Source organism: Acidiplasma cupricumulans, assembly GCF_001402935.1.
Taxonomy (GTDB): domain Archaea; phylum Thermoplasmatota; class Thermoplasmata; order Thermoplasmatales; family Thermoplasmataceae; genus Acidiplasma; species Acidiplasma aeolicum.
On the sequence record NZ_LKBH01000262.1, the window covers coordinates 1 to 12010 of the forward strand.

At 36.8% G+C, this 12010-nt stretch carries 11 protein-coding genes; 6 read left to right on the forward strand and 5 right to left on the reverse strand.

The window, feature by feature from the left end; all coding sequences use genetic code 11:
* Positions 1–92 precede the first annotated feature (92 nt).
* The 4 genes from AOG55_RS06915 to AOG55_RS06930 all read left to right on the forward strand — a co-directional run bounded on the left by AOG55_RS06915 (position 93) and on the right by AOG55_RS06930 (position 2452).
* Entirely contained in the window at positions 93–611 is a 519-nt protein-coding gene (locus AOG55_RS06915; RefSeq protein WP_048101891.1) for a deoxycytidylate deaminase, read from the forward strand.
* Between the two features lie 227 nt (positions 612–838).
* The gene (gene hsp20 / locus AOG55_RS06920) at positions 839–1375 is read left to right on the forward strand and encodes an archaeal heat shock protein Hsp20 (RefSeq protein WP_048102162.1); all 537 of its coding nucleotides are present in this window, start codon (positions 839–841) and stop codon (positions 1373–1375) included.
* Positions 1376–1414: 39 nt separating this feature from the next.
* Positions 1415–1999, forward strand: coding sequence for an ArsR/SmtB family transcription factor (locus tag AOG55_RS06925; protein WP_048101892.1), 585 nt, complete (start codon positions 1415–1417; stop codon positions 1997–1999).
* 30 nt (positions 2000–2029) lie between these two features.
* Complete coding sequence (locus AOG55_RS06930; RefSeq protein WP_048101893.1) at positions 2030–2452, forward strand: OsmC family protein; 423 nt, start codon at positions 2030–2032, stop codon at positions 2450–2452.
* Here AOG55_RS06930 and AOG55_RS06935 read toward each other — a convergent pair.
* The 4 genes from AOG55_RS06935 to tuf form a co-directional block, all read right to left on the reverse strand.
* Positions 2449–3465: a pyridoxal-phosphate dependent enzyme gene (locus tag AOG55_RS06935; RefSeq protein WP_055041078.1), complete on the reverse strand. Its 1017-nt coding sequence runs from the start codon at positions 3463–3465 to the stop codon at positions 2449–2451. The genes AOG55_RS06930 and AOG55_RS06935 overlap by 4 nt on opposite strands.
* A 42-nt stretch (positions 3466–3507) precedes the next feature.
* A complete protein-coding gene (locus AOG55_RS06940; protein ID WP_048101895.1) occupies positions 3508–5706 on the reverse strand; it encodes an elongation factor EF-2 in 2199 nt (732 codons plus the stop codon).
* Positions 5707–5779: 73 nt separating this feature from the next.
* A complete protein-coding gene (gene rpsJ / locus AOG55_RS06945; RefSeq protein ID WP_048101896.1) occupies positions 5780–6091 on the reverse strand; it encodes a 30S ribosomal protein S10 in 312 nt (103 codons plus the stop codon).
* Positions 6092–6097: 6 nt separating this feature from the next.
* The gene (gene tuf, locus AOG55_RS06950) at positions 6098–7378 is read right to left on the reverse strand and encodes a translation elongation factor EF-1 subunit alpha (protein ID WP_048101897.1); all 1281 of its coding nucleotides are present in this window, start codon (positions 7376–7378) and stop codon (positions 6098–6100) included.
* 260 nt (positions 7379–7638) lie between these two features.
* Here tuf and AOG55_RS06955 point away from each other — a divergent pair, with 260 nt between their 5' ends.
* On the forward strand, positions 7639–7938 hold the full coding sequence (locus AOG55_RS06955) for a DNA-directed RNA polymerase subunit L (protein WP_048101898.1): 300 nt from the start codon (positions 7639–7641) through the stop codon (positions 7936–7938).
* Between the two features lie 9 nt (positions 7939–7947).
* Positions 7948–8910: a DNA methyltransferase gene (locus AOG55_RS06960; protein ID WP_048101899.1), complete on the forward strand. Its 963-nt coding sequence runs from the start codon at positions 7948–7950 to the stop codon at positions 8908–8910.
* Here the strand turns inward: AOG55_RS06960 and ileS are convergent.
* Positions 8903–11986 (reverse strand): isoleucine--tRNA ligase, encoded by a 3084-nt coding sequence (ileS, locus tag AOG55_RS06965; RefSeq protein ID WP_055041079.1) that lies wholly within the window; start codon positions 11984–11986, stop codon positions 8903–8905. The genes AOG55_RS06960 and ileS overlap by 8 nt on opposite strands.
* Positions 11987–12010: the final 24 nt, after the last annotated feature.

Genomic DNA, 12010 nt, shown 5'->3' on the forward strand with positions numbered 1-12010 from the left:
TTAATACTTTAGGATAAATTTTATTTTTATATATAGTGAATGTTAAGATAAATTTTAAATAATATTTATATCATTATTATTAATTAATAAGCATGGAGTATGAATATAGGAGGCCAACCTGGGATGAATACTTTATGAGGATGGCCTATCTTGCCGCATCCAGATCTAACTGCACCAGAAGAAAGGTGGGTGCTGTTATCGTTAGGGATAACCAGGTTCTGGCCACAGGCTATAATGGACCACCAACACACACCGTTAACTGTGACGTTGTTGGATGCATACGTGATGAGATGGGTATACCATCAGGCGAAAGGCATGAACTGTGCAGGGGATTGCATGCTGAACAGAATGCAATTATAGAGGCTGCTGTAAATGGAGTAAGCATTAAGGGAGCCAAAATATATGTTACCACACATCCATGCGTTGTTTGCTCCAAGATGATAATGAATGCAGGATTAACAGAGATTATATATGCTGAAGGTTACCCTGATGACCTTGCAAAATTAATGCTTCTTGAAAGCAATATTAAGATAAGGGAGTTCAGGCTTCCTGATTCTGATATAGAGAATATCATAGGAACCTTCTACATACATAAGGATGGGGAGGATTAATTTTTAAGATTATTTTTTATAATAAGCACTAAAAAGATAATAAGCCGATATGGTGTCGCTCTGTTAATTGCATATAAATATGGAATTTGTTTGCAATGAAAAATGTATTGCTTTATAATGACTAAAAAAATCATGGTGCAATATAATAACATTTTAGTAGAAAACTTTATATACTATTTTTTAATATATAAGTTGACAACTAAAGGTTGTCAACTGAGGTGAGATATATGGTGGATAAAAAATATGATGACTGGGATGATATATTTGATGAGCTGTACGATGAATTTGGCTTTGACATGAGGAGGATAAATAACGAAATAGCCAAATTCTGGGAATCTGTAATGAAAGGTAACAGTAATGCCAAGGTTATGGGTCCATATGTATATGGCTTTACATATAAGATAGGCCCTGACGGCAAGCCAACATTCCAGGAATTTGGGAACGTACCAAGGAGGCTTGGATTCAACGAGAACATAAAAGAGGGTTTCAGGGAGCCATTAACAGATATCAATGAGGATAATAAAAATATATACATAACATATGAACTGCCCGGCGTTGATAAATCAGACATAAAATTAACTGTAAATGAGTATAATGTGGAATTAACTGTTGACACTGACAAAAGAAAATATTACAAAAACATAGAGTTCAACACACCAGTGGATGTAAACAGCGTTTCTGCAAAGTTCACAAATGGTGTCCTCGATGTCACAATATCAAAAACTGGCGGAAGGAATTCTGGAAAGACAGTGAAAATAGATTAAAACCATTAAATTATTCTTTTTAATTTTAGGGTGATTTCAATGGAGGATGATCTATGGACGTTACTTAACATACTGGAAAATAATACCAGAAGGGAATTGCTTAAAATGCTGGCAAATTATGATTCATATGCACTTGAGCTTAGCAAGGCCATGGGAATATCACAGCAGGCAATTAACAAGCAGCTTGATATACTGGAAAAAATAGGGCTTGTGTCTGCCAGCGGAATTATACCATCCTCCCTTGGTGCACCTAGAAAAATATATAAATCTCAGGGATTTTCAACGATAATTATAGATTATTCAAAAAATTTTATGGGAATCAAAAAACTGGATATAGAATATGAAAATAAAGTTGACCTGCCTGATTTAAACATCTCTCTTATAAAAAAATTAAACGATATAAATAATGCCATAAATGATATTGAGAAAAAACGTACCGAATTACTGGCAATAAAAGATAAAATTATTGAGAAATTAAAAACTGCGGCGGATAAATACGATGATTTCTGCAGAAAGGTAATAAGATCATTTCTTGAGAATCTTGATATATCCAGGACATCAAAGGAAACAGGTGTTCCGGAATACGTTGTGAATGAAATAATTACAAAATTTACCAGTGAATAAACTTTATATAATGTATAAAAATCAATTTCCATGAAGGTGTCGATAAAATTCGATAATGATATAGGGTTTATATCAGATGATGGGAAGGATGATGTAAAAATTAAGAATTCGATTGTTGGAAAGGATATTTATCATTCACCAACAGAATTATTATTAATGGCCATGGGTGCATGCACCAGTGATGATGTTCTTGTAATTTTAAACAAAATGAAGATGGATATAAAATCATATAGATGTGAGATTGAGGGAGAAAAAAGGGATGAGCACCCAAGATTTCTCAAATATGCGAAAATACATTATATATTTGAGGGAGATGTTGATCCGGAAAGTGCAGCAAAGGCCATTAAATTATCAATGACAAAGTACTGTTCAGTCTCATTAACTGTTAAAAATGCAGGTATCAATGTATCATATTATTTTACCATAAATGGTAAGGATTACGAGGTAAATTAATAATTTGTTTTTAAGCCATTTCCTGTAAGTATTAAAAGATTTTTACCATGCTTTCTTAATTTTTTATATGCGGCATATACCGTGGCAGAACTGTACTCGGTAAGTATGCCTGATAATGCCAGATCACCTCTTGCCGTAATTATTTCATTTTCAGATACAGTAACACATCTTCCATAATTTTTAATAATATCATACATTTTTTTAATTAACACGGGCTTTTTGGATACAAGTGCATCGGCCACAGATGACTTATCATTGTTCTCATCAAATAATGTACCGTTGATTTGAGAGCATAATGGTGATATAATCTCAGGCTGGACACCAATTATTTCCGGTATTTTATTTATCTCCCCAGAATCAAGAAGGTGCTTAAAACCTGAGAATAACCCTGAAAGTAATGTTCCGGCTGAAACCGGTATAAAAACCCTATCAGGCATATGCTCAAACTGGTTAAATATCTCATATGCCAAGGTTCGTATGCCATCCCTGAACTCAGGGTTTAACACATGGGATGCATATATTCCATCGTATTTCATTGCCACATTCTGAACCTCATCCCTGCTGCCCTTAACCTTTATTATATTTGCACCGTAAAGCTTTATTTGACCAAGCTTCATTGCATTTGCTGTTTCAGGAACAAATATATTTACATTAAAACCTGCCATATGGCCATAGGCAGCTATGGATGCACCGGCATTGCCTGATGAATCCTCATTTATGCTTAAATTATGATTATCGTATCTGGATGCCAAATAGGATATTAATGTCCTTGAACCACGGTCCTTGTATGAGAATGTTGGAGAATAATAATCAAGTTTAAAATAAAGGTCTCCGTTACCGATTACTGGTGTGGTAACCTCACCCAGGTTTATCCATTTTTTTATATATGGATAGTTATCGAGTATTTTGTCATGATATTTTTCATCCACAATTATTTCAAATGGGGATCCACAAACATTGCAGAATAACTCATTATTTTTACGATCATGACCATTAAAACATAAATATTTCATAAAAAATGATTAATTTATATCTAAAAAATGTTTTGATTAAAATTACAGGGAAGCATAATAGGACTCATCATAGGGTTCTGGTTTAAGCCCCTTTCTCTCCCTAATTTTTGCAACTATGCCTGCCTGGAGTTCATAAGGTACCCTCTGATACCCTGCATTTTCTGAGTTCCAGATGGCCTTTCCACCTGTAGCGCTCCTAATGGCAGATGCAAAACCGATCATGCCTGCCACCGGAACCTTTGCAACAACGGTTATTTCATCCCCATTCTGCTGCATATCCTCAACGACGCCACGCCTCTGCTGCATTTCACTGGTTACGGGACCCATCAATTCCTGGGGTACGCTTATGTAAACCTTCTGTATTGGTTCAAGTAAAACCCTGCCTGCCTGGCACATTGCACCATAAATGGAGTTTCTTCCAGCAGGTATAACCTGTGCCGGGCCCCTATGAATACTATCCTCATGAAGCTTGGCATCCATAAGGCTTACCTTAACACCATAAACCTTCTCATTTGCAAGAGGACCCTTATCAAGAGATTCATTAAATGACTCTATGAGAAGCTCCATGGTCTCATCAAGGTACTGTATTCCCTTGGTCATATCAAGCATAACATTTGTGCCGTGTATTGAAACAAGACCCCTGGCCTCATCGTGCGTTAATCCGGCCTCCTCAAGTGTTGCCATAACAGCCTTTCTGTCCTTAAACTTTGATCCCTCTGGCACCTTTCCATCAAGTATTGCCTGAACAACTCCAGATGGCAGTGGCTCAACCTTGAAATAGAATCTGTTATGTTTGTTTGGTGATTTTCCCTCGAATGGCCCGCCAGTCTTATCAACGGTCTCCCTGTAAACAACAAGCGGTTCTGATGTTACCACATCGATCTTATAATCATTCTTTATCCTGTAAAGTGTAATTTCCAGATGAAGTTCACCCATACCTGATATTAAATGCTCACCTGTTTCCTGATTTATATCAACCTGTATTGATGGGTCTGCCTTTGAAACCGACCTCAAAACATCTATAAGTTTGGGAAGGTCTGCCGTATGCTTTGCCTCTATGGCCAGTGTTACAACCGGATCTGAATAATGGGACATTGGCTCAAAATCCTCCATGTCCGGTATTGAGGATACTGTGGAACCGGCAATCGCTCCCTTTAGACCTATTACCGCAGCTATGTTTCCTGCAGCGATCTCATCTACTGCTATTCTGTCTGGACCAACCATCATTGATAGCAGCTGAACCTTTGATTTGCCGGCACCGGTAACATAAAGCTCACTGCCCTTCCTAATTATGCCGCTAAAAACCCTTCCCACGGCAATTTCTCCAGCATGCGGGTCTATTAGGATCTTTGTAATCATCATGCTTACCGGCCCATTATCATCGCACTTAAGCATGGCCTTTCCAACCTCGGAGTCAAGGTCTCCATGCCATATCTGGGGTATTCTGTATTTTTGTGCCTCTGCCGGATTTGGCAGATTTTTGATTACCATATCAAGAACAACCTTATGCAGCGGTGCCTTTTTTGCGAGCTCTCTCTGCCTGCCACTGCTGACGAGATCTGTAATTTCCTTAAATGTTATCTTAAATATGCCCATGGCTGGCACAGACAGTGCCCAGTTATTATATGCAGAACCAAAGGCTACGGTTCCGGCCTGTACATTTACAAGCCATGAATTTTTAAACTCTTCTGGTGCATATTTAGATATAAGCCTATTTACATCGGAAATGACCTTAATAAATCTCTTCTGCATTTCCTCTGCATTTAACTTCAACTCATTTATTAACCTGTCAACCTTATTAATAAACAAAACAGGTTTAACCTTTTCCTTTAATGCCTGCCTCACAACTGTTTCTGTCTGGGGCATGACACCCTCAACTGAATCAACAACTATTACCGTGCCATCGACAGCCCTCATGGCCCTTGTAACGTCCCCACCAAAGTCCACATGACCTGGTGTGTCTATAAGATTAATTAAATATTCTTTCCCATCAACCTCATGCACCATTGATGCATTTGCGGCATTAATTGTTATTCCCCTTGCCTGTTCCTGCTCATCATAATCCAGAAGAAGCTGTTTACCTGCAAGTTCCTCACTCATCATTCCCGCGCCGGCTATAAGGTTATCACTAAGCGTGGTTTTACCATGATCTATATGAGCTGCTATATCTATATTCCTAATTCTTTCAGGATTTTCAATTAATTTCATTGCCTTTGCAATATTATCCTCTTTTCGACCCATAATAACACCTTATAAAAAACCATATTGTAAATTATTATTTAATACTATTTTCAAACAATAAAAATTAAAAAAATTAACTCTTTATCTGTATTTCTATTCTAACACCATCAGGTATAGATATTCTCATTAATTGCCTTAATGTTCTTTCGTCTGCGTCAACATCTATAAGCCTTTTATGAACCCTCATCTCCCAGCGGTCCCATGTGGGTGAGCCCTCACCATCAGGACTCTTTCTCACAGGTACCATGAGCCGTTTCGTTGGTAATGGTATTGGTCCATGTATTTCAACGCCGGTTCTTTTGGCAATTGTTTTAATTTCGTCGCAGACAACGTCAACTATTTTATTTTCAGTGCCACTAAGTGAAATACGTGCTTTATATGCCATTTATGATCACGCTGATGCTTTTTCAAGATCTATGCACTGACCTGCTGCAACTGTCATGCCCATATCCCTGATTGCGAACCTTCCGAGCTGTGGGAACTCGGATACCTTCTCAAGTACAAGTGGGCGGTCTGGAACGACTTTAACAACTGCTATATCTCCGGCCTTGATGAAATCTGGCTTGTCCTTTAATGTTGTACCATCCTTTGGATTTATTGTCCTGATGATTTCATCAATTCTGCATGCAACCTGTGCTGTATGGACATGGAATACAGGCTTGTATCCTGCGGCTATAACGCTTGGGTGCTGCAATACAACTATCTGGGCTGTAAATGATTTGACAACTGTTGGTGGGTTTGACTGTGGACCGCAGACGTCACCCCTCTTAAGGTCGTTCTTTGCAATACCCCTTACGTTGAAACCTATATTATCTCCTGGCTCAGCCTGCTGCATTGGTGTGTGATGCATCTCTATTGACTTTACCTCTCCAGCCTTGTTTGCAGGCATGAATATAACCTTGTCGTTTACCTTTATAATACCTGTTTCAACCCTTCCAACTGGAACTGTTCCTATACCGGTAATTGAATATACATCCTCAACAGGTATTCTTAATGGTTTGTCTGTTGGCTTCTGAGGAACCTTTAATGCATTAAGTGCATCCATTAATGTTGGGCCCTTCCACCATGAAAGGTTTGGACTGGCCTTTAGTATGTTATCACCCTTGTATCCACTTATAGGTATAATTGGAACGTCCCTGTATCCAATTGGTGTGAGAAGCTTTGTGATCTGGTCCTTAACCTCGTTGAATCTTGCCTCACTGTACGGCGGCTGTGTGGCATCCATCTTATTAACAACACATATAAGCTGTGGCACTCCAAGTGTTCTGGCAAGGAATGCGTGCTCCTTTGTCTGTGCCATGACGCCCTCTCCTTCCCTTGCTGAAACAACAAGGACGGCTGCATCTGCCTGGCTTGTACCTGTAATCATGTTTTTGACAAAGTCCCTGTGGCCCGGGGCATCTATAATTGTAAAGTAATACTTGTCTGTTTCAAATTTCCTATGTGTAAGATCAATTGTAACTCCTCTCTCCCTTTCTTCCTTGAATCTATCCATAACCCAGGCAAATTCAAATGTTGCCTTTCCCTTTTCCTCTGATTCCTTTTTGTATTCATCTATAATGTGCTGTGGGATTTCTCCGTGCTCGTATAACAACCTCCCTACAAGGGTAGATTTCCCGTGATCTACATGCCCTATTACTACTAAATTTATGTGTGGTAATTCCTGTGCCATATTTTTTCACCTTTAATAGGATTATTTCCTTTTACCATATAATACTTTAATATTTAAATATCTTTTTTTTATGCTTATTCGAATATAAATAATTTATTCTAAAATACATTTTAACATGGAAGAATTTTGCATAATAGTTCATATTGATTCATAGAGACTTTTATATTAATAACTTTTATGTTCTATTTTTAAAATGACATTTTCAGTGCCCAATGCTATTAAATTAGTAATAAATATATATTCAGATATAATGATGTTTTATGGATTCAAAATTTAATGTTGTTTCAAGGAATAAAGATTCTATTACATTAGAGGTAATTAATTATGATAATACGCTTTTAAGACCTTTAATGGAAGAGGTTACCAAGGACGATAAGGTAGAAATAGCCCATTACTACATAAAGCATCCTGAAATAGACAACCCGCAAATTTATATCAAGGTTAGTACGGGTAAACCACAGGCCGCAATAAAGCGTACTATAAGAAAAATGAATAAAATATATGAAAGCATGTACAATGACCTGTTAAAGGAAAAAGAAAAATTATCAAAAAAACAATAAAAATAAAAAATGAGATATGTTCTTGAGTATACAAGGGAAAATCGTGATATTGTATCATCAGAAATAAACGCAATAAAAGAAACTTTTAGGGATTTTGACATAATTTATAAATCAGACTTTATATACATAATAGAGGGGAATTACAGGGATATAGAGAATTCAGGATTTATCAATTATATATCGCAGATAATAGATGAAAAACCGGATTATAATGAGTTTAATTGTAAAATTCCAGAGGGAAAGTTTTATGTCAGGGCCTCTGTGCCTCCCGGGTATAATACTGAAATGGTAGAATCCACTGTTGGGAAGATTTTGGGTGGTAGGGGCAGGATTTCATTTAATAACCCAGATTTTATTGTACGTGCTGTTAAGGCTGATATATGGTATCTTGGAATACTTGTATACTCAAGAAATAAAAAAGATTTTGAATCAAGAAGGGCACCATTAAGACCGTTTTTTTCACCGGTATCGCTTCATCCAAAATATGCGAGATATCTAATAAATACCTCATACACAAGGCCCGGGGATACCGTTCTTGACCCATTTTGTGGAACAGGTGGTATACTTATAGAGGCAGCACTTATGGGAAGAAGAATAATAGGAAATGATGCCCTTTTGAACATGGTAATGGGTACAAAATTAAATTTAAAATATTTCGATTTAAAATACATTGAAATATACAATTTGGATATAAAGGATTTAAATATTAATAAAGCTGTGGACGCCATTGTTACTGATATGCCATATGGCAGGAGTTCATCCGTAAATGATTATGACATACAAAATTTGTACAAAACCTCCTTTGAAAAATTTAATGAGCTTCTTAAGAGTCATGGTAAATGTTCAATTATAGTTAATAATCTGGAGCTTTTGGAATATTCAAAGAAATTTTTTAAGATAATAAACAGTGTGCCGGTTTACCAGCACAGATCACTTATAAGATATTTTGTAATAATTGAAAAAATTAGTTAATTGTTTCTATTTTAATTCCTATGTGCCCGCCGTCTATATCCCATACACGGTAATCATCACCGGATCCAAACTTGATATCCCTGCTTAATGTTTCCTTTTTAATATAATCTGAATATTCTTCAACTGCTTCTTTTATGTCTCCTGTGCAGTCAATGCTTGTATTTATAAATTCAGAATATTCAAGATTCATATCCTTTCTCATTATCTGGATTCTTCTTATTATCTCCCTTGCATAGCCAATAAGTTTAAGTTTCTCATCTATATGCCTGTTAATAAATACATTAAGCCCAAGTTTATCAGCAGATGCAAATGAATAATTTTCATCCGGGATTTCATTTATTTCAAAATCCTCCTTCTTAAACTGTAAATCGTTATATTCAGTGTAACCCTTATCCATTATTTCCTTGTATATTTTTTCAGAATTCTTTAACACAAAATCTGAAAATTCCGATGTTTTTGATCTCATAACTGGTGCAACCCTTGCATATACAGGCTTCATGACAACTTTTACTGGCCTATCCTTCTGATTTATTAATCTTATTGATTCTGCATTTAATTCTGGGGAAATTATATTTAAGACATCTTCTGGAAGATTAACATCGCTGTAAATTAATATTTCTTTAACAGTTTGCCTTCCCTTTATTCCGGCATCCTGTCTGGCCCTTCTTGATAGCTCAAGTACAGTCTCTGCATATTTAAAGGTCTTTTCCAAATCCTCATTTATATAGGATGTATCTGCGACAGGATAATCCTCAAAATGAACGCTCTTTTTTTCTCCAGATAGCTTCTGATACAGGTATTCTGAATAGAATGGGGCCATTGGTGCAAGCATTTTTATTATGCTTAATAATGTGAAATATAGGGTTTCATAGGATCTTTTCTTATCCTCTGAGAGCTCGCCCTCCCAGAAGTTTTTCCTTGACAGTCTTAAGTAAAAATTTGAAAAATCGTCAATTAAATCCATTATATTTTTTAGGGCTATATGCATGTTAAATGAGTCCATATTAATCCTTACAGATTTTATTGTTGAATTGAGTCTGGAAAGCAACCACATATCAAGTATATTTTCAGATTTTTCAAGCTTTTCAAATACAAAATTATCAAGATTGGCGTTTGATGCAAAGAAAGAATAAATATTGCCAAGGGTGCCAAGTGATTTTCTTGTTAAATCGCCTATTAATTTTCTGTCAATTGATTTTGAGTTCCATGGTGCACCTGAGAAAAAGAACAACCTTGCGGGATCCGCACCAAAATCATCAATGAACTGCCTTGCTGTAACGAAATTGCCCTTGCTCTTGCTCATTTTTTGGCCATGCTCGTCAAGTATGAATGCTATTGATAGAACATTTTTATATGCGTTCTTTTTAAATAATAACGATGATATTACATGCTGGGTATAGAACCAGCCCCTTGTCTGATCAATTGCCTCTGTAATAAAATCCACAGGTATGCTGGTTTCAGAATTAAATTCCTTATTGAACGGATAATGCAGTGCTGCATATGGTGCACTGCCAGAATCGAACCATGTATCTATTACGTGTGGTTCCCTGTGCATGGGTTCCGAACATTGCGGGCATTTTAAAACAACATCGTCTATAAATGGCCTGTGAAGATCTTCTGGAACATTGCCGCCAAGAGCCTTTAGTTCCTCCCTGCTTCCAACAGCTACATAATGCCCATTTTTACATTTCCATACCGGCAGTGGTGTACCCCAGTATCTATCCCTGCTAAGTGCCCAATCCTTTGCCTCTGCAAGAAAGTTTCCAAAACGGCCATCCTTTAAATAATCCGGAAACCAGTTTATCTTTTCATTATTTTCCATTAAAAGGTTCCTTATTTCAGAAACTTTTATAAACCATGCATCTAAGGGATAGTACATCAGTCTTGTACCACAGCGGTAGCAGAATGGATATGTATGCTTTATCTTCTGGCTTTTAAAAAGTATTTTATTCTTTTTAAGGTAATCTATTATTGGTATATTGGCATTTTCAAAGAACATATCCTTCCATGGGAGGTCATCAACAAACTTTCCATCCAGTGATACGGGATTTACCATGGAAACATTTTCCCTTTTGGCTATTTCAAAATCGTCTGCACCGAAGGCGGGGGCTGCATGCACAATACCGGTACCATCCTCGGCCGTCACAAAATCTCCGGTAACAACACGAAGTGCATTATCCGGAACATGTAAAAATGGCATGAGCTGCTCATACCTTATTCCATCAAGATCACGGCCTTTGAATGTTTTAATTATTTTATAATCCTTAAAAAGCGTGTCGACCATTGATGAGAGAAGATAATATTCCTCCCCCTGACTGGATATTAATGAATAATCAAAGTCAGGGTTTACAACAAGAAATTCATTTGATGGAAGCGTCCATGGTGTTGTTGTCCATGCAATAAAAAATCTATTTTCATATCCCCTTTCCCTGAATTTAACATAAACTGATGGGTCGTCCACATTTTTATAACCCTGTGCAACCTCATGTGAGCTTAATGATGTACCGCATCTTGGGCAGTATGGGACTATTTTATAGTCCTTGACAAGCATTTTTGATTCATATAATGTTTTTAATGCCCACCACTCACTTTCAATATAATCATTTTTAAGGGTTATGTATGACTTATTCTGATCTATCCAGAAGCCTATGAGATCGTCCACCTCATGCCATTCGTCTATATATCTGAATACGCTCTCACGGCAGTATTCATTGAATTTCTGTATTCCAAAATCCTCTATTTCCTTCTTGCTGTTAAATCCAAAATGCTTTTCAGCCTCAAGTTCCACAGGCAAACCGTGGCAATCCCAGCCACCGGTTCTTCTTAATATATCATAGCCATCCATGAATTTATACCTCATTACGGTATCCTTCATGGTTCTGGTCATTAAATGACCGACATGTGGTCTTCCATTTGCGGTTGGTGGGCCCTCCAAAAACACGAATTTTTTTAAATCCCTTTTGGTATTTAATGCCTCATTTATAATATTATTATTTTTCCAGTAATCAAGAATTTCCTTATCAATTTCAGTAACTGGCTTATTGATATCTATATCCTCATATATTTTTCCTGTCATTTTAACAGTTTAGTAATAAAATGA